The sequence below is a fragment of the Lentzea roselyniae genome, from assembly GCF_039537795.1.
Taxonomy (GTDB): domain Bacteria; phylum Actinomycetota; class Actinomycetes; order Mycobacteriales; family Pseudonocardiaceae; genus Lentzea; species Lentzea atacamensis.
The window spans coordinates 72060-94782 of sequence record NZ_BAABBE010000023.1; the positions used below are offsets into that span (position 1 = coordinate 72060).

The following is a 22723-nucleotide window of genomic DNA, read 5'->3' on the forward strand; positions in this document are numbered from 1 at the left end:
ACCTGGCTTCGACCGGCTGGTCCGTGTGTTCGAGAGGCAGCCGTCAGGCGCCTCACAGGCGTCTTGATCTGCGTATTCAGACTCCGTCGCCCAGGAGCGGTGCCTCTGGGCGAGCGGAGGTGCGCCGGATGGCCTCGATGTTCGTCACCCCGTCGCCAGGTGTGGTCTGCGACACAGTGGAGCATGGACGGAGTCGCACTCGACCGCATAGGACGGTGGGTTTACGTCGCCGGCGGCTCGTAACGCGTGGGCATCCGGCGTTTGTGGCGCCCCTCGGGCATCGCAGGGCCGGCGATCTTGACGAACATGAACAGAAAGGCGATCGCGAAGACGAACGTCGACAACCAGCCCAGGAAGACCTGCGATCGCACGTCCGGCGTCAGCTCCGTGCCCCGCCTCGCGGTGTGGACGGCATACTCCTTGCCGATGTCCGAGGGTTCCAGCCAGCCGGTCACGGTCCACTTGGTGACGTTTCCGCTCGGCTGGGAGCGGACCTCGGTCTGACACCTGTAGTAGAAGCCGAATCCCCGAGGTGCCACCGGGCCGTGGCGTTCGCAGGACTTCGCCACCGCGACCAGCTTCGCCTTCGCTGGGTCGCCGGGCTCGACCTCGTCCCAGAAGTGGTTGAAGATCGTGGCGCCGAGCAGGTAGCCGAGTGCGGGAACGAGCAGGAAGGCGAAGATCCGGTGGAGTGCCTTCATCAGCCCTTTTCTTCCTCTTCCTTCAGCTCGCGCCACGTCTTCCAGCCGCGGTTGTCCACGATCTTCGCGCCCTCCTTGCGGAATTCCTCGGCCATCGCGGGGCCGATGTCCTTCGGGAGGCCGGTGACTCCGTCGACGACGACCTTCTTCGCTCCCGCTCCCGCATCCTTCATCATGTCGACGAAGTTGAAGTCCTTCATCGCGCGGGCGATGTCGGCGTCCGCGCCCCGCTTGAGCACGGTCACGAAGTCGTCGCCGCGCTTGGCGAGGTTCGTGCTGGCGTTGGCGAGCACGTCGTCCAGCTTCTTGAACAGGCCGCCCGCCTTGCTGAACGCTTTGGTGAGCTTGCGGCACCACTCGATGCACTTCTGCGCGTACTTCACCGCGGTGGGCACGCACTCGGCGATGGCACCGGCGATGCCCGCGCCGAGCGCCGCGACGGCCGGGGCCCAGCGCAGGCAGATGCTGATCAGTTTGCCGATCGCCTCGGAGATCAGGTCGCGAACGATGTCGCGGACGACCTTGAGGATCGTGCGGCAGATGGTGATCAGGATTCCCATGCCGCTGGCGGCGGTGCCGATGGCGCCGTAAGTGTCCGCGCGGTCGGTGCCGAACGTGCGGTACTGCGTCGAATCGTCACCCTGCCACTGGCCCGCGTCCTTGTTGACGGTGTCCTTCAGGTCGGCCTGGACCTCGTCGAGGTAGCTTCCGACCGACTGCCAGGTCTTCGCCATGCCGTCCAGCGCGGTCTGGTCGCCGGTCAGCCAGTCGAGTGGTTCCTTGAGGAAGCTGACGTGCTCCATCAGCCAGCCGAAGCCCGCGCTGAACAGGTACGCGAGCGGGTCGGTGAGAGCGGTGGCGATGTCGCCGGCGGCGCTGGCGAGGTTGAGCAGGCCCTCCGCCCAGTTGCCGTCTGAGAAGCCCTTGACCGCTTCGGTGACGTCGTGGAACAGGCCGGCGCCCTCGGTGGCCGGGGTGTCTTCGCCCTTGCGGACCAGCGGGTTCGGGGCCGTGGCCAAGGCGGGCCCCATGCTCGGCGTGCTCAAAACGCACCTCCCTTGAAGCGGTTGGTCTGCATCTCTTCGTTGTTCTTGACGTCCTCACGCCAGTCCAGGACGCGCTTGTGGTGGTCGAGCGCGGCCTCGGCCGCCTCTTTGAGGCCGTTCATCGCCCCGTACTGCGCTGCAGCGCAGAGTGCCGCGAGCGGGATGCCGAGCAGGCCGAACGCCTCGGGGTTCGATGTCGTGTCGGCCGCGCTCATGGCGGTGTTGATGCGCCCTCCGATCTCGTTCAGCCGACCGGCGTGGCTCTGCATCTCGTCGATGTTGATGCGGTAGTTCATCGGAGGAAGCCCCCGTTGCTGAAGTCGTCGTCATCCTCGACCGGGCGGCGCCGGGGCGGCTGCGGCGGGCGGGTCGACTGCGGCGGGGGAGGGGGCGGTGGGGTGTCGTCCTCGATGGCTCCCAGACGCGGCTCGGACGAGCCGTATCCGCCACCGCCCGGCACGTACTGCGGCGGGGGCGGCGGCTGGGCGCTGCGCAGCTTGTCCATCATCAGGTGCATGGCCTCGGAGTCGGCACCCATCAACGGCGACATCGCCTCCTGAACCGTGGTCGCGACACGGCTCTGCGCGGCCTGCACGGTGCGCATGATGTCCTGCGCGACGGACGCGCTGTCCTTGCGCTGCAGGGCCTGGCCGAGTTCCAGGCCGACGAGGTTGCCCGCGTCGTTCACGGTCACGGTGATCTGCCCGTCCGGACTGCGCTCGGTGATGCGCATGTTCGCGAGGTTCTCGCGGATGGCGTCGCTCCTGGCCTGAGCCTCGGCGAGCTTGCCTTCGTACTGGCTGAACAGCTGTTCGGGATCGAACACGCGTTCCCCCAGGATTGCATCTCGTGCTGAACGCCACCGGAGATTAGTGGATCGCGTTGCTCCGCACTGGCCAACGGGACAATCGGCTGATCAGTCGCGGCGATTGACGCGAGGCGAGGTGGCCGTGAGGTGCATCACCGCTGGCCAGGCGAATTCAGGTGCACCGATTGCACTCATGCGCATGTCGCTATATGTTCCTGGCATGGGTCACGGGCACGGGCACGGAACGGCGTCGGGGAGCGGGCAGCACTCCGGCAAGCTGTGGATCGCGTTCGGCATCGGCGCGGTGTTCATGGTGGTCGAGTTCGTGGTGGGCTTCGCGACGTCGTCCCTGGCGCTGATCTCCGACGCCGCGCACATGCTCACGGACGTGCTGGGTGTGGGCATGGCGCTGGCCGCGATCATGGTGGCGCGCCGGGCCAAGGCGGGGAAGAACCGGACGTTCGGGTTCTACCGGGCCGAGGTGCTCGCGGCGCTGGCCAACGCGGTGCTGCTGTTCGGTGTCGCGGGTTACGTGATCTACGAGGCGATCGGGCGGTTCCAGGATCCGCCCGCGGTGCCGGGCTGGCCGGTGCTCATCGCGGCGGCGCTCGGCCTCGGCGCCAACCTCGTCAGCTTCAGCGTTCTCCGGGAAGGCGCCAAGGACAGCATCAACGTCAAGGGTGCGTACCTGGAGGTGCTCGCGGACCTGATCGGGTCGGTGGGCGTGCTCATCTCCGCCCTCGTCACGCTGACGCTGGGGTGGAAGTACGCGGACCCGGTCATGGGTGTGCTGATCGGCGTGTGGGTGTTGCCGCGGACGTACAGCCTGGCCAAGAACGCGCTGCACATCCTGTTCCAGCACGCGCCCGAGCGGTTGGACGTGACCGAGATGCAGAAGGCTCTGACGGCGCTGCCCGGGGTTGCGGAGGCGCACGACCTGCACGTGTGGACGCTCACCAGTGGCATGGAGGTGGCTTCGGCGCACCTCACCACCGCGAAGGACGCGGATCACGAGAACGTGCTCAAGGCGGCGCAGTCGTTGCTGGCGACCAAGTACCACATCGAGCACGCCACGTTGCAGGTCGAGGGCGGCTCGTCAGCGCAGCGGTGCCGGGAGCTTTCCTGGTGAGGCAGGCAGGTCGCGGAATCCGTCCTTAGTGGACGGGGCCCCGGTTCGTGACGGAACGGCCTCGGTGCGAGGTTGCGGCACGGCCACCCAGATGCGGCCTCGCTCGAACGGCACCACAAGAGCCTCCCCAGTCACAGCGATGAATTGCCAAGATCTCATCGAAGTATGTCCGAACGGGATAGATCCGTTCAGGTGAACGAGAAAAGCCGCGTCCCGTGACGGAACGCGGCCTTTCCGGTTCAAACGAAATCAGTTGCTCGCTACAGAGCAGTGCACTGTCCTGCCTTCGGCCCCTTCACCTCGTTCGGGAAGCCGTTGTTCGACGGTTCCGGGTTGTTGCCCGTGCAGGACAGCGGGCCGCCGACGCTCGAGAAGGCGACGACCGACCTGGTCCTGTTCGACGTCAGTGACACAGGGCCACCGACCGAGGTGTTCTCCAGGGCGACTTCCGACGACGTGGCGTGCGCCGTCACCGGGCCGCCGACCTTCACGCCGACCAGCACCACGGAAGCGGCGTCCGTCGCCGACAGCGGGCCCTTGATCTCGCCGCCGAACATCAGCAGCGTGGCGCCCTTGGCGACCGTGACGGGGCCGTTGATCGTGGCACCGTCCACACAGGTCACGCCCTTGGCCTGCAGGCCGCCGTCGACCGTGCCGGTCACCGTCGTGGTGCAGGCGGGCAGCGGCTTCGACATCAGCTCGAACTCCGCCAGTGCGACGTCCTCCGAGAACTCCAGACGGTAGAAGTTGTAGCGGCCCGGCGACGCGATCTTGAACGACCGGGTGTACTGCTGCCACTGGAAGTTCTCGCCGGAGCGCTTGTCGACCGTTGCCCACGTCTTGCCGTCGTAGGAGGCCTTGAGCTCCCAGGACGACGGGGACTTGCCCGACTTCGCGTTGGTCAGCGTGTAGAACTCCGCCTTCTCCTTGGCGTCGGCCGCCTTGAAGTCGAACGTGCGGACCACCGCGGAGGTGCCGGAGTTGTTGTCCACCAGAGCAGCCGTGGACACACCCGCGGACACGTCGCGCAGCGGCGTCGGAACCGCGTCACCGGTGGTGATCGAGTCCGGCACGTCGCCTGCGCCCGTACCCCACGCCGACGGCGCCGGGCCCATGTCGAAGTCGATCGTGGCGCCGGCCGCGAGCACGTCGTGCGGCAGCGACGTCTTGTTCCACGCCTTGCCGTTGACCTTCACGCCCTGAACGTAGATGTTCTTCGCGCTGTTCTTCGGCGCGTTGATCACCAGCTTCTTGCCGTTCTCCAGCTTCACGGTCGCCTTGGTGAACAGCGGCGAACCGATCGCGTAGGCCGGCTTGCCCATCTGCAACGGGTAGAAGCCCAGCGACGAGAACAGGTGCCACGCGGACATCTCGCCGTTGTCCTCGTCACCGGCGTAGCCCTGACCCTGCTCGGAACCCACGTACAGGCGCGCCAGGATCTCGCGGACCTTCTCCGCGGTGCGGGCGGGCTTGCCGGCGTAGTTGTACATGTAGGCGATGTGGTGCGACGGCTGGTTGGAGTGGCCGTACTGGCCCATCCGGACGTCGCGCGCCTCGATCATCTCGTGGATCACGCCGCCGTAGCCGCCGGGGAACTTGGCCGTTTCTGGCAGCGTGAAGAACTGGTCGAGCTTCTGCGCCAGCTTCTCCCGCCCGCCGTACAGGTTCGCGAGGCCCTGTCCGTCGTGCGGCACCGTGAAGGCCATGTTCCAGCCGTTCGTCTCGGTGTAGTCGTAGCGCCAGTCCTGCGGGTTGTACTTCGCCGGGTCCTCGACGCGCCACGAGCCGTCGATGTTGCGGCCCTGGAAGAAGCCGATCCGCTGGTCGAACGTCAGCACGTAGTTCTGGGCGCGGTTGAGGAAGTACTCGTGCTCCTCGGCGTACCGCTTCTCACCCGTCTTCTCGTGCAGCGCCTTCGCCATCGACGCGATGCCGAAGTCGTTGAGGTAGCCTTCGATCGCCCACGACCACGCCTCGTGCAGCTGGTCGTTCGCGGTGTAGCCGAGGAACACCGACCGGTCCATGCCCTTGCGGCCGACGTTGTTGCTCGGCGGCACGACGGACGCGTTCTTCACCGCGGCGTCGTAGGCGGCCTTGATGTCGAAGTTCGACACGCCCTTCAGGTACGCGTCCGCGAACGCCACGTCGGAGCTCGTGCCGGTCATCAGGTCGGCGTAACCGGGGGAGGACCAGCGCGAGATCCAGCCGCCGTCCTTGTACTGCTGGACGAAGCCCTCGGCCATCTCGCCCGCCTTGGAAGGGGTGAAGAGGCTGTAGGCGGGCCAGGTCGTGCGGTAGGTGTCCCAGAAGCCGTTGTTGACGTAGATCTTGCCGTCGACGATCTTCGCGCCGGTGCGCGTGGGCGTGTTCTCACCGACCAGAGGCGACACCGGGGACGCGTACTGGATCTTGTCGCCGACCTTCTCGTAGCCCGAGTTCGGGTACAGGTAGAGCCGGTACATGTTGGAGTACAGCGTGATCAGCTGCTCCTCGGACGCGCCCTCGACGGTGAGGATGCCGAGCACCTTGTCCCACGCGGCCTGCGCGCGGTCGCGCACCGCCTCGAACGAGTCGGACGCGCTGATCTCCTGGTCGAGGTTGGCGCGCGCCTGGTCGACCGAGATCAGCGAGGTCGCGATCTTCAGCTGGACCGTCTTGTCCGCGAACGAGAAGTAGCCGCCGACCGCGTCACGACCGGCACCGGACAAACGGCCGCTCGCCGTCACCGGCCTGTCGACCTTGCCGTAGACGAACAGGCGGGTCGCGCCGGTCGAGAGGCCGCTCTTGACGTCCGAGAAGCCCGTGACGACACCAGAAGCGGCGTCCAGGGTGAGACCACCGAGGTTGTTGACGTTGTCGAACACCAGGTTCTTCTCACCGGAGTCGGCGAACGTGAACCGGAACACCGCCGCGTGGTCCGTCGGCGCGATCTCGGTCTTCATGCCGTTCTCGAAGGTCACGCCGTAGTAGTGCGCCTTCGCGACTTCGTTGTCGTGCTTGAACGGCAGCGACCGCAACGCGCGGTCCTGCGTCGGAGCCTTGTCCGACGGCATGACCTGGAACGTCTGGCGGTCACCCATCCACGGGCTGGGCTCGTGGGACGCGGTGAACGCCTGCAGCGTCGGCAGGTTCTGCGCGTTGTTGCGCTGCTGGTACTCGTACAGCCAGCTCTGCGAACCCGCGTTGGTCATCGGGGTCCAGAAGTTGAAGCCGTGCGGCACCGCGGTCGCCGGGAAGTTGTTGCCCCGCGAGAACGAGCCGTTCGAGTTCGTGCCGCGCGTGGTCAGCACGTAGTCCGAGGGCTTCGCGTACTGCTTCGTGACGACGTCGCCGATCCTGATGTCGTCGAACCAGGCACCGAACTCCGTCGGGCCCTTGGGGCCGTCGTAGGCGACCAGGATCCGCTTGATCGTCTTGCCGGCCGCGACCGCGCCGATCGTGGACGCCACCTTGTTCCACTGGTTGGCGTACAGGAACTTGCCCGCGCCCTGGCCCTGCGGCGACAGCACCGCGCCGTGCTGGTCGACCGCCTTGAGGTCGCTCAGGTACGTGCCGTCGGAGAACGCGAGATCCACCGACGAGTACGTGCTCGGGTAGTTCAGGTTGTCGGTCACGAAGTCCGGGAAGATCATGTACGACAGCTCGGTCTTCTGCTCGACCTTGATGTCGACGTCGAAGACCTTGTTGTAGCTGTAGGCCCGGCCCTCGGTCGTGTGCCTGCCCTGGGCGCGGAACGCCTTCACGCCCGTCCAGCCGACCCGTGCCTTGGACGTGTAACCGCCCGTGGGGCCGTTGCCGACGACGCTGCGCATGTTCGGCGCCGGTGGGTTCGTGGAGCCGTCGGAGAGCTGCACCTCGGCGAGCTGCACGATGTTCGGGGAGCCGCTGTTCAGCGTGATGTCGAGCTTGTACTGGGTGAACGCCGCCGGAGCGGCGATGTCGTAGAGCTTGGTCTGGAAGCGCTCGGCGAACGTCTCGCCGGTGCGGGTGTCGAGCACGGTCCAGTCGGTGCCGTTGTTCGAGCCCTGCAGGGTCCAGTTCTTCGGGTCGCGCTCGGGGGCGTCGTTGGCCGATGAGAGCGCGTACTTCTTGATCGTCTGAGCTTGGGCGAACGTGAACTTCGCCCAGGCGGTGTTGGTGAAGACCAGCCACTTGGTGTTCACGCTGCCATCGGTGAGGTTCGCCGCGTACTCGCCGGCGTCCGCGTACTCCCCGTTGGCGGTCACCGTGGCGTGCTCGGCGACGTTGCCGGGGATGCCCGTGCCGTCCGAACCGATCACGCCCGCCGACTTCGGCTTGCCCGCCGCGTCGGTCTCGACCGTGCTGATCCACGACGGTTGGGGTTGACCGTCCTCAAAGGACGACGAAAAGCCCACGCCTGACTCCTCGGGTGCGGCGGCCGCGTAGCCGTTGGTGACGCCGCACACCAGTGTCGCAGTGATCGCAACGCTCAACAGTGCCGTTGTTCGTCTCTTCCCCAGTTGCCTCATTGCAACCCTTCCGCCGCCTTGCCTGCCCCGTTCGCGAGGGAGCGTTTCTGCAGGTGACATCGTTGTCAAGAGATCGGCCAGAAACTGTCTTCGAACTTGTCCTCTCAACAGTTGCGCGCGTGGTCCACCGCTCAAGATCTAGACTCGTTCGGTGACCGACCGCAAGCCGCCAGAGGTGGGTACACCAGCGGGCATGCGCGTGCTCAACCAACGCGCTGTGCTGGATCGGTTGCGCCGTCTGGGTGCCGCCACCCGCCCGCAGATCGCGAAGGACACCGGGCTGTCCAAGCCGACGGTCGGACAGGCTCTCGTCGATCTCGAACGGCACGGCCTGGTGCGCCCGATCGGCCGCACGACATCCGGGCCCGGACGTTCAGCCGTGGTCTACGAACCGAATCCGGCCGCGGGGTACGTGCTCGGCGTCGACATCGGGCGGGAACGGATCCGGGCGGCCGTGGCCGACCTGGGCGGATCCGTCGTGGCACGCGTGGACGAGCGCAACCGCAGCCGGTCCGCTTCGGCGCTGGTGCGCACGGTGACGGAGCTGGCCTCGCACACGGTGGCGGATGCTGGGATGGCTCTCACGGACGTCGTGGTGAAGGTGATCGGCAGCCCCGGCGTGATCGACCAGCGCTCGCGGGTCGTGCGGCACGCGCCCAACCTGCCGGGGTGGGAGTCCGCGGGCGTGCTCGACGGGCTGGAATCGTCGCTGGGGCCGGTCGTGATCGTGGAGAACGACGCCAACCTGGCCGCATTGGGCGAGCACGTCTACGGGGCGGCTCAGGACGCTCGCGTGTTCGTGTGCGTCACCGTCGGCACCGGTGTGGGCATGGGCATCGTCGTGGACGGCGTGCTGTTCCGCGGCGCGCACGGGGCGGCGGGCGAGGTCGGGTTCCTGCCGTTCGGCAAGGCCACTTCGGATGTCCAGCGTGGACAGCTGGAGGACGCCGCGGCGGCGGAATCCGTTGTGGCGCTGGCACATGAACGCGGACTGCCGGCGCGCTCGGCCCGTCAGGTGTTCGCCGCCGCGCGTTCGGGTGACGCGCAGGCGCTCGAAGTCGTGCGGATCGAGGCGGAACGGCTGGCGTTCCTGGTGGCCTCCGTCGCCGCGGTGATCGACCCCGAACTGGTCGTTCTGGGTGGTGGCGTCGGGTCGAACGTCGACTTGCTGCTCGCTCCGATGGAAGCTTCGCTGCGCACGATGACGCCGCTGGCGCCCCCGATCGCCGCGGGTTCGCTGGGTGACGGCGCGGTGCTCTCCGGAGCTCTCGCGATGGGCCTGCGAGCCGCCCGCGAACTCGTCTTCGAAGTGACTCTCTGAGAGTAGTCGAGTGACCCCTACCTGGTAGTTCACTCAATTGTCGTAACTGTTAACGGTGTTTTGTGGCTTAGCGTTACCGGAACCTCCACCTGGAGGGTGTTGTGTCCTTCCGTTGCAAGGGGAGTCGGTAGGGGGATGCGGGGGACGTAGCCCCCTACCGGCCGTGCACTGGGCAGGTGCCGCGCCCGCACCATCAGCCTGCCCAGTGCAGTAACCGGGGGTCAGCGCGGCGTGGGCCTGTGCACGTTGGCCACCGTCGACTCGCGATGCGTCGCGTCCGCGATCCACCGACCTGGGATGGACGCGTCGATCACGCCCTCCTCCAGCCACGTGTAGTTGCCGTCCATGACCTGCTTGGCCAGCAGCACGTCGCTGTCGTCGGTGTTCTTCCACAGCCTCTCGAACAGCTCGTCGACCCGGATCCGCGCCTGCTTGGCGAACGCGCCCGCGAGCTGCTGGGAGTTGGGGTTCTGGTCCTGCGCGGCCCGCACGCACGCGGCGCTGATCGCGAACAGCTCGGCGCCGATGTCCACGATCCGGCTGAGGAACCGCTGCTTGCGCTCCATCTTCCCCTGCCACCGCGACATGGCGTAGAACGTCTGCCGCGCCAGCTTGCGCGCCGACCGCTCGACGAACCGCAGGTGCTTGGCCAGCGGCCCGAACTCGGTGTACGCGGCGGGGCTCTGCCCCTTGCCGACGACGAGCGTGGGCAGCCACTTCGCGTAGAACCCGCCGGCCTTCGCCGCGGCCTTCATCTTCGCCTGGCGGTCGGCGTCGGGGTCGATGATGTCGCCGGCCACCGACAGGTGCGCGTCGACGGCCTCGCGGGCGATCAGCAGGTGCATGATCTCCGTGGAGCCTTCGAAGATGCGGTTGATGCGCAGGTCGCGCAGGACCTGCTCGGCCGCGATGCCGCGTTCTCCGCGCGCCGCCTGGCTTTCCGCCGTCTCGTAGCCGCGTCCGCCGCGGATCTGGACCAGTTCGTCCGCGACGAGCCAGGCCTTCTCACTCGCGTAGAGCTTGGCGAGCGCGGCCTCGATGCGGATGTCGTGCTTGCCGGCGTCCGCCATCTCGGAACTGAGGTCCAGCACGGCTTCCAGCGCGTACGCCGTCGCCGCGATGTAGGCGATCTTGCCCGCGATGGCCTCGTGCTTGCCAACCGGCAGGCCCCACTGCGTGCGCGCGGAGCCCCACTCACGCGCGATCTTCAGGCACCACTTGGCACTGCCCGCGCAGAGGGCGGGAAGGCTCAGGCGGCCGGTGTTGAGGGTGGCCAGGGCGATCTTGAGGCCGGCCCCCTCCTTGCCGATGAGGTTCTTCTTGGGCACCCGGACGTTGTGGAACCTGGTCACACCGTTTTCGAGCCCTCGCAGCCCCATGAACGCGTTGCGGTTCTCGACGGTGATGCCCTCGGCGTCGGCTTCGACGACGAACGCGCTGATGCCGCGCTCCGGCACCTGCGCCATGACGACGAGGAGGTCGGCCACGACACCGTTGGTGGTCCACAGCTTCACGCCGTTGAGGACGTAGTCGTCACCGTCGGGCGTCGCGGTGGTGCCGAGGCGCGCGGGGTCACTGCCCACGTCCGGCTCGGTGAGGAGGAACGCCGTGATCTCGCCCTTCGCGCAGCGCGGCAGGAACTCGGCCTTCTGCTCGGGGCTGCCGAACATCGCGATGGGCTGGGGAACGCCGATGGACTGGTGGGCGGACAGCATGGCGCCGAGGGCGGGGCTGGCCGAGCCGACCAGCATCAGGGCCTTGTTGTAGTAGACCTGCGTGAGGCCGACGCCGCCGTACTCCGGTTTGATCTTCATGCCGAACGCGCCGAGGTCCTTCAGGCCCTTCAGCACGTCGTCGGGGATCTGCGCGTCCCGTTCGATGACGGTGTTGTCGATGTGGGACTCGGTGAACTCGCGGAGCTTCTTCAGGAACGCTTCACCGCGCTCGCGGTCCTCGGCCGTGCCACTCGGATGCGGGTGGATGAGGTCGATGCGGAAGTGACCGAGGAAGAGCTCCTTGCCGAAGCTCGGTCGCTGCCAGCGGGTTTCCCGTGCTTGTTCGGCGACCTGCCTGGCCGCGCGCTCGTCGACGGTCATGGTTACCTCCGAGTAGGGGTGTGACCCACGTTACTCAGCGGTAGGCGGATGTCCACCGGTCCGGAGGGTGAAACGGGCGCGGGACGTGCAACGTTCGTCTACAGCAGGCCGAGGCTGTTGAACGACATCACCACGATGGTGAACACGCCGGCGAACGAGCCTGCGCCGGCGGTCCAGGTCGCGGATCTGCCGGCGTGGTCGGCTTTCTTGACCAGCACCGCCACCAAGGTCCCGACGACGCCGAACAGAACCGCGATGGTCACGAGTGCCACCTTTAGTGGATCCATCAGGGCGACCTCTTCTCAAGAATAGTTCGTAGGCTCCAGGTGCTACTGTAGCAGTGGGTCGAGACTGGAATGGAGGTCGCGTGGAACGTCTTGAACTCGACGAGGACGTGCATCAGCAAGTGCGCCTGCTCGCGCGAGCCTGGAGCGTGACGGAGAGCGAGGTCATTCGCCGCTTGGTCAACGCGTTCGTGAACCAAGACGCCGTGGCCGCACCCGCCGCACCCGTAGAGCCTGTTGCGATATATGCGGACTACGAGGGGCACCACGTCGAGGCGGAGTTCCATCCAGCCACCAGAAGGGTCTCCATCACGAGCGGCTCACTCACCGGCCGCTCGTTCAAGAGTCCGAGCGGTGCCGCCATCGCCGTGGTCCAGGCGCTGAATCCGAGCGTGCACCCCAACCGCAACGGGTGGTCCTTCTGGTTCATTCAGGAGACCGGCCGAGCGCTTCAGTCGATTCGCTCAAGCAGCAACTCTTAGCAAGTTTGAGAACGCCGTCGTGTGCAACGCGAAGGGCCGCCCCCGCGGAAGCGAGAACGGCCCCTTACGACGAAGACCGGGCTACGGCAGCGGTGCGGCTCCGCGCTTGGCCAGGTAGTCCTTCATCACGTCGAGTTCAGAAGTCTGCGACTTCAGCATGTTGTCGGCGAGCGTCCGCACGAACGGCTGCCCGGCCTGCCTGGCCGCGTACTCGGCCATCGGCGCCCCGCCCACGTGGTGGCGGATCATGAGCTGGAGGAAGTACACCTCGAGGTCTCGGCCCGAGAGCCCGCGCAGCTTCGTCAGCTCCTCTGTGGTGGCCATGCCGGGCATGAGCGGCTGGCCGGGCGTTGCCGTGGTGGCGCCGTGGCCGTGGATGCCGGCGTCGTTCATCCACGCCATGTACACGCCGTCGGGTGACTGTTCGTGCTCGTTCCACATCATCAGCCAGCCCTTCATTCGCCCCACCTGTTCGAGCTGGGTGGAGGCGATGTCGAAGGCGAGCTGCCGGATGTCCGGGTCGGTGGACCGGTCGCGGGCGATGTTGGCCATCTGGATGCCCTGCAGGTGGTGCACCGCCATGTCCTGGCAGAAGCCGACGTCCACGGAGCCGGAGGCCGGTGCCGCGGACGACGTCGAGCCGGGGAGCTTCACGAGCAGGCCGATCGCCGCGCCCAGCAGGAGCACGGCGAGCACCGCCGCGGTGATCACGAGGGTCCGAGCGACCCCGGAGGAACGCTCGGACTCGCTGGTCTCCGGTGAGGTCATCAGCTGGACGGCGGCGTCGAGCCGGAGCCCGACGTCGGGGGCGTGCTCGGCTGTCCCTGCTGTCCCTCGGTGGCGGAGTCGTCCTTGCCGCCGTCCATCGGCACGGCGTCGGGGCCCGGCTTCTCGGCCACGAACGGGGCCGGGTTCGACAGGAACTGCGAGTTCTCGCAGGAGGCGCCGACCTCCGGGTAGGTGTTCGGGTTGCGGCGCAGCGAGGAGATGAACTGGTCGATGCGCTCGTCGTCGGCGTTGTCCACCTTCAGCTGGTGGCCCCACGACTGCAGCGAGATCGGCTTGTCGAGACCGGGGAACGGCGACAGCATCGTGTACGGCTGGCCCTCGGCCCTGGCCTTGAGCTTGTTGAGCGCGTCGTCCTTGACCTGGTCGGGGTTGTACGCGATCCAGACGGCGCCGTGCTCCAGCCCGTGCACCATGTTCTCGGTGCGGACGGCCTTGTCGTAGACGACACCGGTGCAGTCGGCCCACTGCGAGTCGTGCGGACCGCCGAAGGCCGGGGTCTGGTCGTACGCGACGCGCTGGGTCGGCTCGACGTGCCGGGAGCCCTTGTAGTCCTTGATCACGATGCCCGCGAGCTGCGTCGACGGGTCCTTGTTCGTGTCGGACGGCTTCCACTTGGCCAGCGCGGCCTCTTTGGCGTTGTTCGCCTGGATCTGCGTGAACGCGTATCCGAACACGCCGCCCGCGAGGCCCAGCACGGCGATCACCGCGATGATCGTGCCCCACGGCTTCGGCTTGCTCGCCACCACCGAGGAACGGGCTGCGGCCACGCTGTTGCGTGTGGCCTTCGTCTTCTTGCCGCTGGTCATGTCCGCCTCAGATGTCGTCCTGGTCAACCGGCGCCAGTGTAGGGACTTCGTGTCTGATCACTGTCAGCGCGTAGCGATACCACGTGGGCGTTAACACTTGCCGTCTCACCCTCCGAGACCCGGTAACCCGGTCGAGACCTGCGACAACGCTTCTCTAGACTCATGCGTCGTGACCCCTGAAGTGCTCGCCGATCTCGTCCGGACCGCGGTTGCCCGGTTGCTGGCTGACCGAGGCCTGGACATCACCTCGCTCCCCGAGCAGGTGACGGTCGAGCGACCCAGGAACCCCGAGCACGGGGACTACTCCACGAACATCGCGCTCCAGCTCGCCAAGAAGGCCGGTGTCGCCCCGCGCGACCTCGCGACGTCGCTCGTCGAGGCGCTGCGGACCCAGCCGGCCATCGCGAAGGCGGACGTGGCCGGTCCCGGCTTCATCAACCTGACCATCGCCACCGAGGCGCAGGGCGCGATCGTCGAGGACGCGCTGAAGGACGGCTACGGCACCGGTTCCGAGCTGGCCGGCCAGAAGATCAACCTGGAGTTCGTCTCGGCGAACCCGACCGGCCCCATCCACCTCGGTGGTGCGCGCTGGGCGGCCGTCGGTGACGCGCTCGGACGGGTCCTCGAAGCACGTGGCGGTGACGTCACGCGCGAGTACTACTTCAACGACGCAGGCGCGCAGATCGACAGGTTCGTCCGGTCCCTGATCGCCGCGGCGAAGGGCGAGCCGGCCCCCGAGGACGGCTACGCGGGCACGTACGTGAGCGACATCGCCGCCGAGGTGCTGCGTCGTGAACCGGGTGCGCTGGGCGACCCCGAGACGGTGCGCGAGGTCGGCGTCGGGCTCATGTTCGAGGAGATCAAGCGCAGCCTGCACGACTTCGGCGTCGACTTCGACGTCTACTTCCACGAGGACTCGCTGCACCAGAGCGGTCGTGTGGACGAGGCGGTCGCCAAGCTCAAGGCGAACGGCTCGCTGTACGAGAAGGACGGCGCCTGGTGGCTGCGGTCCACGGACTTCGGCGACGACAAGGACCGTGTCGTCATCAAGAGCGACGGCAACCCGGCCTACATCGCGGGTGACATCGCCTACCTCGTCGACAAGCGCGGCCGCGGCTTCGACCTGTGCATCTACATGCTCGGCGCCGACCACCACGGCTACATCGCGCGCCTCAAGGCCGCGGCGGCCGCGCTGGGCGACGACCCGGACAGCGTCGAGGTGCTGATCGGCCAGCTCGTGAACCTCGTGAGCGGCGGCCAGCCGGTTCGGATGAGCAAGCGCGCGGGCACCGTCATCACGATGGAGGACCTGGTCGACGCGGTCGGCGTGGACGCGGCGCGCTACGCCATGATCCGGTCGAGCGTCGACTCCAGCCTCGACATCGACCTCGACCTGCTGCGCAAGCACAGCAACGACAACCCGGTCTACTACGTGCAGTACGCCCACGCGCGCACGTCGTCGATCCTCCGCAACGCCGCCGACCTGGGCATCACCCCCGGTGAGGACTTCGCGCTGCTCACCCACGAGCGTGAAGGCGACCTCATCCGCACCATCGGCGAGTTCCCGCGCGTGGTGGCCACCGCCGCCGAACTGCGGGAGCCCCACCGCGTGGCTCGCTACCTCGAAGAGCTCGCGGGGACGTACCACCGCTTCCAGCAGGACTGCCGCGTGCTTCCGCGCGGCGATGAGGAGACGACTCCGTTGCACCAGGTCAGGCTTCAGCTCGTCAACGCGACCAGGCGGGTCTTCGCCGCGGGCCTCGGCCTGCTCGGCGTGACCGCCCCGGAGCGCATGTGATGCGCGCGCACCCGGCCGGACCCCGGCACGCCGACGTGATGGTCCCCGGCAACACCGCCGGCGACCGCCCGAGCACCGCAGAGCAGCTCGACCACCTGCACCCGACCGTTTGGCCGCGCAACGCCACCCGCAACGCCGACGGCGTCGTGGAGCTGGGCGGCGTGGACGTGCGCGGGCTCGCCGAGCAGTACGGCACCCCGCTGTTCGTCATGGACGAGCAGGACTTCCGCGCGCGTTGCCGCGAGCACGCCGAGGCCTTCGGCGACCCGACGCTCGTGCACTACGCCTCCAAGGCGTTCCTGAGCGTGCAGGTCGCGAAGTGGGTGGCGGAAGAGGGCCTCTCGATCGACGTCTGCAGTGGCGGCGAGCTCGCGATCGCTCTCAGGGCGAACTTTCCTGCCGAGCGCATTGCGTTGCACGGCAACAACAAGAGCGTTCCCGAGCTGATCGCGGCCGTCGAGGCCGGCGTCGGCGGGATCGTGCTCGACTCGTACCACGAGATCGCCCGCCTCGACCAGATCGCCCGCGAGCGCGGTGTGGTGCAGCCGGTGCTGATCCGCGTGACGGTCGGCGTCGAGGCGCACACCCACGAGTTCATCGCGACCGCGCACGAGGACCAGAAGTTCGGCTTCTCGCTGTCCTCCGGCGACGCGGCCGAGGCCGTGCGGCGCGTGCTCAAGGCGAGCGGCCTCAAGCTCGTCGGCTTGCACAGCCACATCGGCTCGCAGATCTTCGACGCGTCCGGCTTCGAGGTCGCCGCGCGGCGGGTGATCGGCCTGCTCGCGGACATCCGCGAGGAGCACGGCGAGATCGACTCGTTGAGCGTCGTCGACCTCGGCGGCGGCCTCGGCATCGCGTACACGCCGGACGACGACCCGCCCCCGCCCGCGGAGCTCGCGCGGCAGCTGCACAACATCGTGCAGAAGGAGTGCGAGCACAACGGCCTGGAGATGCCTCGCATCGCGGTGGAGCCCGGCCGCGCGATCGTCGGCCCCGGCACGGTCACCGTGTACGAGGTCGGCACCATCAAGGACGTCGAGCTGGACGGTGGCGCCCGGCGCCGGTACGTCAGCGTCGACGGCGGCATGAGCGACAACATCCGCACGGCGCTCTACGACGCGGTCTACGACTGCAAGCTCGTCTCGCGCGCCGCGGAGCCCGAGTCGCGTGCGGTCCTGTGCCGCGTGGTCGGCAAGCACTGCGAGTCCGGTGACATCGTGGTACGTGACTGCTGGCTGCCGGACGACCTCGCGCCGGGAGACCTGATCGCGATCGCTGCGACCGGGGCCTACTGCTACTCGATGGCGAGCGGGTACAACCGACTTCCACGGCCCGCGCTCGCCGCGGTGACCGGTGGAGAGGCGCGGCTGCTGCTGCGCCGTGAGACCGAGGACGACTTGTTCCGTCTGGAGGTATAGGACAGTGCCGGAAGTGAAACCTATTCGGGTCGCCTTGCTCGGTTGTGGCACGGTGGGCACGGAGGTAGTCCGGCTGCTGACGGACCAGGCCGAGGACCTCACCCAGCGCATCGGCGCGCCGGTTGAGCTCGCGGGCATCGCCGTGCGCAGGCCGAACAAACACCGAGACGTGCCGGAGCACCTGCTCACCACGGACGCCGCCGCGCTCGTCGCGTCGGACGACGTGGACGTCATCGTCGAGGTCATCGGCGGCATCGAACCGACGCGCGGGTTGCTGCTGGACGCGTTGAAGGCGGGCAAGTCCGTCGTCACCGCGAACAAGGCGCTGCTCGCCGAGCACGGGCCCGACCTGTTCGAGGCCGCCGACTCCTCCGGTGCCGACCTCTACTTCGAGGCTGCCGTCGCCGGCGCGATCCCGTTGCTGCGCCCGCTGCGGGAATCCCTTGCGGGAGACCGGATCACGCGCGTCATGGGCATCGTGAACGGCACGACGAACTTCATCCTGTCCGCGATGGACGCCACGGGCGCCGGTTACGGCGAGACGCTCGAGGAGGCCTCGCGGCTCGGTTACGCCGAGGCGGACCCGACCGCCGACGTCGACGGGTTCGACGCCGCGTCGAAGGCCGCAATCCTTGCGTCCCTTGCGTTCCACACGCGAGTGACGGCTGCGGACGTCTACCGCGAGGGCATCCGCGCGGTGTCCGCGGCGGACATCGCGGCGGCGAAGGGCCTCGGCCGCACGGTGAAGCTGCTCGCGATCTGCGAGCGGGTCGTCGCCCCGTCCGGCCAGGAATCAGTCGCCGTTCGAGTGCACCCGGCCATGATCCCCAGGACGCATCCGCTGGCGAGCGTGAACGGTGCGTTCAACGCGGTGTTCGTCGAGGCCGACGCGGCGGGGGAGATGATGTTCTACGGGCAGGGTGCCGGTGGCGCCCCGACGGCGAGCGCCGTGGTCGGCGACCTGGTCGCCGTGGCGCGCAACAAGGTCGCGAGCGGACGTGGTCCGCGCGAGTCGGCCTACGCCGCGCTTCCCGTGCAGCCCATGGGTAACACGCCCACGCGCTACCACATCAGCCTCGACGTGGCGGACAAGCCCGGTGTCCTCTCGCAGGTCGCCGCGGTCTTCGCCGAGCACCACGTGAGCATCGCCGCGGTGCGCCAGGAAGGCCGCGTCGAGGACGCCAGCCTGGTGATCGTCACGCACGCGGCGACGGACGCCGCGCTGCGGTCCACTGTGGACAAGATCGGCGGCCTCCCGGTGGTGCGGGAGGTCGTGAGCGTGATGAGGGTGGAGGGCGAAGAATGAGCGGCCCTGAAGGAATGAGCACTGTCAAAGCGGGCTGGCCCGGTCTCATCCACGCGTACCGCGACCGGATCGAGATCCCGGAAGGCGCGGAGATCGTGACGCTGCACGAGGGCGGTACGCCGCTGGTGCACGCGAAGCGCCTCTCCGAGGCAACCGGCTCCGACGTGTACGTGAAGGTCGAGGGCGCGAACCCGACCGGTTCGTTCAAGGACCGCGGCATGACGGTCGCGATGACGTACGCGCTCGCGTCCGGCATCAAGGCGGTCATCTGCGCCTCCACCGGCAACACGTCGGCGTCCGCCGCCGCCTACGCGGCCAAGGCCGGGCTCACCGCCGCCGTGCTGGTGCCCAGCGGCAAGATCGCGATGGGCAAGCTCGCGCAGGCCGTCATGCACGGCGCGAAGATCCTCCAGATCGACGGCAACTTCGACGACTGCCTGGAACTGGCGTCCAAGACTGCGGCCGAATACCCGGTGACGCTGGTGAACTCGGTCAACCCGGTGCGGCTGATCGGCCAGCGGACCGCCGCGTGGGAGATCTGCGACGTGCTCGGCCAGGCGCCGGACTTCCACTGCCTGCCGGTCGGCAACGCGGGCAACATCACCGCGTACTGGCAGGGCTACCAGGCGTACGAGCAGGGCCTGCCCAAGATGTACGGCTTCCAGGCCGCGGGTGCGGCGCCTCTCGTCTCCGGCGTGCCGGTGCCGAACCCAGAGACCATCGCCACGGCGATCCGGGTCGGCAGCCCGGCGTCGTGGACCGGCGCGATCACCGCTCGCGACGAGTCCGGTGGCCTGATCGACGCGGTCACCGACGAGCAGATCCTGGCCGCCTACCGGCTGCTGGCGGCGAGCGAGGGCATCTTCGTGGAGCCGGCGTCGGCGGCGTCCATCGCCGGTCTGCTGATGACCGCCGAGGACGGCCGGCTGCCGAAGGGCTCGACGGTTGTGTGCACCGTCACCGGGCACGGTCTGAAGGACCCCGACACCGCGTTGCTCGGCGTCACCGAGGTCGAGCCGGTCCCGGTCGACCCCGGCGCCGTCGCGCACGCGCTGGAGCTCGCGTGAGGTTTCTGGTTTCCGTCCCCGCGTCGACCGCGAACCTCGGTTCGGGGTTCGACGCGCTGGGCATGGCGCTCGGGTTGTACGACGAGATCGAGGTGGCCGTCCCGGAAGACAACTCTGGCGGTCTCTCGATCACGGTCGAGGGCGCTGGATCAGGTGACGTCCCGCTCGACGAGAGCCATCTCGTCGTGCGGGCCGTCCGCGCCGCCGGATACACCGGTGGACTCGCCCTGAAGTGCCGCAACGTCATTCCGCACGCACGTGGACTGGGCTCGTCGGCCGCAGCGATCGTGGCGGGTGTCGCAGCCGGATTCACCCTGACGGGTCGCGAGTTGGACACGGACGCGTTGCAAATCGCTGCCGAGTTCGAAGGTCATGCGGACAACGCGGCGGCCTCTTTGTTCGGCGGCATTGTCATTGCGTGGTCTGAAGGAGAGCGATACCGCGCCGTCCGGATGGAGCCCGACGCACGGGTGCGCCCGGTCGTGCTGATTCCATCCCAGGAGTCGTCCACCAAGACGACGCGCGGCCTGCTTCCGGCCGAAGTGCCGCACGTGGACGCCGCGCACGCCGCAGGACGGGCTGCCCTGGCGGTGCACGCGCTGACGTCGGACCCGTCGTTTCTCCTTGCTGCGACTGAGGATCGCCTCCACCAGAACTACCGCGAGCCCGCGTGGCCCGACACCGTTCGGGTGATCAACGATCTTCGCAAGCTCGGTGTTCCCGCCTGCGTGTCCGGAGCGGGACCCACCGTGATCGCGTTCGGCGACCTCCCGGCCGAGGTCGACGTCAACGGCTTCGACGTGCGGAGACTCGACGTCGACACCGCCGGCGTGCGCGTTCGTCCATTGGACTGACACGCCCGACCCCGGTTGTTGCATGCGGGGAGACCGGCGTCTACCCTCGGGGGCGATCAGTCACCGCGCGCACGGGCGCCGGTGTCGCGCCCGGACACTCGTTCCGGGTCGCAATCCTTTTGTGTTCCGGCTCTGTGCCGTGCGGGCGGGGCGGACGCAAAAGAGGCACCCGATCGCCGTGTGACCTGAGAAAAGTCCCGTGCTTGCCGGAAGCGGTGTGTGCTTCCGTCTGCATCGGACTGACCGTCGTTCCCCAGTTGAAGCGGGAAGACGGGTCCGCTGGGCCGCGTAGGAGGCGGGGCCTGGTCAGGAAGGACATGTGTGAGCAACACCGATTTGCTGAGCAGCGATGTCGCAGCTGCTTCTGGTTCTGGAGCCGAGGAGACCGCTCTGTCCACCCCTTCGAACGGCACGACGCCGCGCCGCCGCGCGGGTCTGTCCGGCATGGTGCTCGCTGAGCTTCGCGAGCTCGCCGGCCAGCTGGGCATCACCGGAACCGCAGGTCTGCGCAAGGGCGACCTGATCGCGGCCATCAAGGAGAAGCAGGGCTCCGGCGCCCCGGCCAAAGCCGAGAAGCCCGCGAAGGCCGAGAAGGCCGCCGCGAAGGCTCCCGCCGAGAAGCCGGCCGTCGCCGAAAAGCCTGTTCAGCAGCAGCTCGAGGTAGCGGAAAAGCCCGCTGCCGCCGCTGCTCCCGCTCCCGCCGAAACCGGCACGTCCGCGGAGGAGGGCGGTCGCCGAGGCAACCGTCGTCGCCGCTCCGGCCGTGGTGGCGGAAACGCCGAGGCGGGCGAGAGCCAGCAGCCCGAGCAGCGCGCTGAGCGTGCCGAGCGCCCCGAGCGTCAGGAGCGCGCTGAGCGTTCCGGTGACCGCCAGGAGCGTTCCGAGCGTCAGGACCGTGGTGACCGTCAGGACCGCGGTGAGCGCCAGGATCGTGGTGACCGTCAGGATCGTGGCGAGCGCCAGGACCGTGGCGACCGCCAGGACCGTGGCGACCGCAGTGGTCGTGACCGCAACCGCGACCGCGACCGCCAGGGCGGCCAGTCCCAGGACGGCGACGAGGACGGTGGTCGTCGCGGCCGGTTCCGCGACCGTCGCCGCCGCGGTGGCCGCGGTGAGGGTGTCGAGCGCGGTGACCGTGAGACCGAGGTGCGCGAGGACGACGTCCTGCTCCCGGTCGCGGGCATCCTGGACGTGCTGGAGAACTACGCGTTCGTCCGCACGTCGGGCTACCTGGCCGGCTCGAACGACGTCTACGTCTCGCTCTCGCTCGTCCGCAAGTACGGCCTGCGCCGCGGTGACGCCATCACCGGCGCCGTCCGTCAGCCGCGCGAGGGCGAGCAGCAGCGCCAGAAGTTCAACCCGCTGGTCCGCGTCGACAAGATCAACGGCCTGGACCCGGACGAGGCCCGCAACCGCCCGGACTTCACCAAGCTGACGCCGCTCTACCCGAACGAGCGTCTGCGCCTGGAGACCGAGCCGCACATCCTCACCACCCGTGTCATCGACCTGGTGATGCCGATCGGCAAGGGCCAGCGCGCCCTGATCGTGTCGCCCCCGAAGGCCGGCAAGACCTCGGTGCTGCAGGCGATCGCCAACGCGATCACCAAGAACAACCCCGAGTGCCACCTGATGGTCGTCCTCGTCGACGAGCGTCCGGAAGAGGTCACCGACATGCAGCGCTCGGTGAAGGGCGAGGTCATCGCCTCGACCTTCGACCGCCCGCCGTCGGACCACACCACCATCTCCGAGCTCGCGATCGAGCGCGCGAAGAGGCTGGTGGAGATGGGCCACGACGTGGTCGTGCTGCTCGACTCGATCACGCGACTGGGCCGCGCCTACAACCTGGCGGCGCCGGCCTCCGGCCGCATCCTGTCCGGTGGTGTCGACTCCACCGCGCTGTACCCGCCGAAGCGCTTCCTGGGTGCCGCCCGGAACATCGAGGGCGGCGGCTCGCTGACCGTCATCGCGACGGCGCTGGTCGAGACCGGTTCCGCCGGTGACTCGGTCATCTTCGAGGAGTTCAAGGGCACGGGTAACGCCGAGCTCAAGCTCGACCGGAAGATCGCGGACAAGCGGACGTTCCCGGCTGTCGACGTCGACTCGTCGGGTACTCGCAAGGAAGAGCTGCTGCTGTCGCCGGATGAGATGGCGGTCACGCACAAGCTCCGTCGGGTGCTGCACGCGCTGGACGGTCAGCAGGCCATCGACCTGCTGCTCGACCGGCTGCGCAAGTCGCGCACGAACATCGAGTTCCTGATGCAGGTGGCGAAGACGACGCCTGGCGCCGAGCAGGACTGATCGGCTGCTTGAGTTTCACGTGAAAAGACC

The 22723-nt window shown here is 68.1% G+C and carries 18 protein-coding genes; 9 read left to right on the plus strand and 9 right to left on the minus strand.

The annotated features are described in order from the left end of the window. Window positions 1-221: 221 nt before the first annotated feature. Genes ABFX45_RS32830 through ABFX45_RS32845 form a run of 4 tightly spaced genes read right to left on the minus strand, consistent with a single transcriptional unit; the run spans window position 222 to window position 2573 of the window. Window positions 222-701 carry a DUF6346 domain-containing protein gene (locus tag ABFX45_RS32830; protein WP_346134205.1) on the minus strand — a complete coding sequence of 160 codons (480 nt, stop codon included), beginning with the start codon at window positions 699-701 and terminating at the stop codon, window positions 222-224. After that, the gene (locus ABFX45_RS32835; protein ID WP_146231472.1) at window positions 701-1747 is read right to left on the minus strand and encodes a hypothetical protein; all 1047 of its coding nucleotides are present in this window, start codon (window positions 1745-1747) and stop codon (window positions 701-703) included. Before ABFX45_RS32835 ends, ABFX45_RS32830 begins: the two co-directional genes overlap by 1 nt. Then, the gene (locus tag ABFX45_RS32840; protein ID WP_346134207.1) at window positions 1744-2043 is read right to left on the minus strand and encodes a hypothetical protein; all 300 of its coding nucleotides are present in this window, start codon (window positions 2041-2043) and stop codon (window positions 1744-1746) included. The genes ABFX45_RS32835 and ABFX45_RS32840 overlap by 4 nt, the downstream gene beginning before the upstream one ends. Continuing rightward, on the minus strand, window positions 2040-2573 hold the full coding sequence (locus tag ABFX45_RS32845; protein WP_346134209.1) for a YbaB/EbfC family nucleoid-associated protein: 534 nt from the start codon (window positions 2571-2573) through the stop codon (window positions 2040-2042). Before ABFX45_RS32845 ends, ABFX45_RS32840 begins: the two co-directional genes overlap by 4 nt. Before the next feature lie 202 nt (window positions 2574-2775). Between ABFX45_RS32845 and ABFX45_RS32850 the strand changes: the two genes are divergently transcribed. Then, window positions 2776-3684, plus strand: a complete 909-nt coding sequence (locus ABFX45_RS32850) for a cation diffusion facilitator family transporter (protein ID WP_346134210.1) — start codon at window positions 2776-2778, stop codon at window positions 3682-3684. Between the two features lie 260 nt (window positions 3685-3944). On the opposite strand, the gene ABFX45_RS32855 is transcribed toward ABFX45_RS32850, so the two are convergent. Then, complete coding sequence (locus tag ABFX45_RS32855; protein WP_346134211.1) at window positions 3945-8174, minus strand: GH92 family glycosyl hydrolase; 4230 nt, start codon at window positions 8172-8174, stop codon at window positions 3945-3947. 151 nt (window positions 8175-8325) lie between these two features. Between ABFX45_RS32855 and ABFX45_RS32860 the strand changes: the two genes are divergently transcribed. Beyond that, on the plus strand, window positions 8326-9495 hold the full coding sequence (locus ABFX45_RS32860; RefSeq protein WP_170166730.1) for an ROK family transcriptional regulator: 1170 nt from the start codon (window positions 8326-8328) through the stop codon (window positions 9493-9495). A 221-nt stretch (window positions 9496-9716) separates the two neighbouring features. Here ABFX45_RS32860 and ABFX45_RS32865 read toward each other — a convergent pair whose 3' ends face one another. Both ABFX45_RS32865 and ABFX45_RS32870 read right to left on the minus strand, forming a co-directional pair. Then, on the minus strand, window positions 9717-11591 hold the full coding sequence (locus tag ABFX45_RS32865) for an acyl-CoA dehydrogenase family protein (RefSeq protein WP_346134214.1): 1875 nt from the start codon (window positions 11589-11591) through the stop codon (window positions 9717-9719). Window positions 11592-11689: 98 nt separating this feature from the next. Then, complete coding sequence (locus ABFX45_RS32870) at window positions 11690-11854, minus strand: hypothetical protein (protein ID WP_170154840.1); 165 nt, start codon at window positions 11852-11854, stop codon at window positions 11690-11692. 104 nt (window positions 11855-11958) lie between these two features. Between ABFX45_RS32870 and ABFX45_RS32875 the strand changes: the two genes are divergently transcribed. Beyond that, window positions 11959-12357 (plus strand): hypothetical protein, encoded by a 399-nt coding sequence (locus tag ABFX45_RS32875; RefSeq protein ID WP_109634722.1) that lies wholly within the window; start codon window positions 11959-11961, stop codon window positions 12355-12357. A gap of 81 nt (window positions 12358-12438) precedes the next feature. On the opposite strand, the gene ABFX45_RS32880 is transcribed toward ABFX45_RS32875, so the two are convergent. Next, window positions 12439-13125 (minus strand): DUF305 domain-containing protein, encoded by a 687-nt coding sequence (locus ABFX45_RS32880; protein WP_346134217.1) that lies wholly within the window; start codon window positions 13123-13125, stop codon window positions 12439-12441. Then, the gene (locus ABFX45_RS32885) at window positions 13125-13952 is read right to left on the minus strand and encodes a thioredoxin-like domain-containing protein (RefSeq protein ID WP_109634718.1); all 828 of its coding nucleotides are present in this window, start codon (window positions 13950-13952) and stop codon (window positions 13125-13127) included. The genes ABFX45_RS32880 and ABFX45_RS32885 overlap by 1 nt, the downstream gene beginning before the upstream one ends. Before the next feature lie 169 nt (window positions 13953-14121). Between ABFX45_RS32885 and argS the strand changes: the two genes are divergently transcribed. The 6 genes from argS to rho all read left to right on the plus strand — a co-directional run bounded on the left by argS (window position 14122) and on the right by rho (window position 22693). After that, the gene (argS, locus tag ABFX45_RS32890; protein ID WP_346134219.1) at window positions 14122-15750 is read left to right on the plus strand and encodes an arginine--tRNA ligase; all 1629 of its coding nucleotides are present in this window, start codon (window positions 14122-14124) and stop codon (window positions 15748-15750) included. Beyond that, window positions 15750-17168, plus strand: coding sequence for a diaminopimelate decarboxylase (gene lysA / locus ABFX45_RS32895; protein ID WP_109634713.1), 1419 nt, complete (start codon window positions 15750-15752; stop codon window positions 17166-17168). The genes argS and lysA overlap by 1 nt, the downstream gene beginning before the upstream one ends. Window positions 17169-17172: 4 nt before the next feature. Continuing rightward, window positions 17173-18474, plus strand: coding sequence for a homoserine dehydrogenase (locus ABFX45_RS32900; RefSeq protein WP_109634710.1), 1302 nt, complete (start codon window positions 17173-17175; stop codon window positions 18472-18474). Window positions 18475-18488: 14 nt separating this feature from the next. Then, the gene (thrC, locus tag ABFX45_RS32905) at window positions 18489-19541 is read left to right on the plus strand and encodes a threonine synthase (RefSeq protein ID WP_407656882.1); all 1053 of its coding nucleotides are present in this window, start codon (window positions 18489-18491) and stop codon (window positions 19539-19541) included. Beyond that, window positions 19538-20395: a homoserine kinase gene (thrB, locus tag ABFX45_RS32910; RefSeq protein WP_346134222.1), complete on the plus strand. Its 858-nt coding sequence runs from the start codon at window positions 19538-19540 to the stop codon at window positions 20393-20395. The genes thrC and thrB overlap by 4 nt, the downstream gene beginning before the upstream one ends. A 321-nt stretch (window positions 20396-20716) precedes the next feature. Then, complete coding sequence (rho, locus tag ABFX45_RS32915; RefSeq protein ID WP_109634704.1) at window positions 20717-22693, plus strand: transcription termination factor Rho; 1977 nt, start codon at window positions 20717-20719, stop codon at window positions 22691-22693. Window positions 22694-22723: the final 30 nt, after the last annotated feature.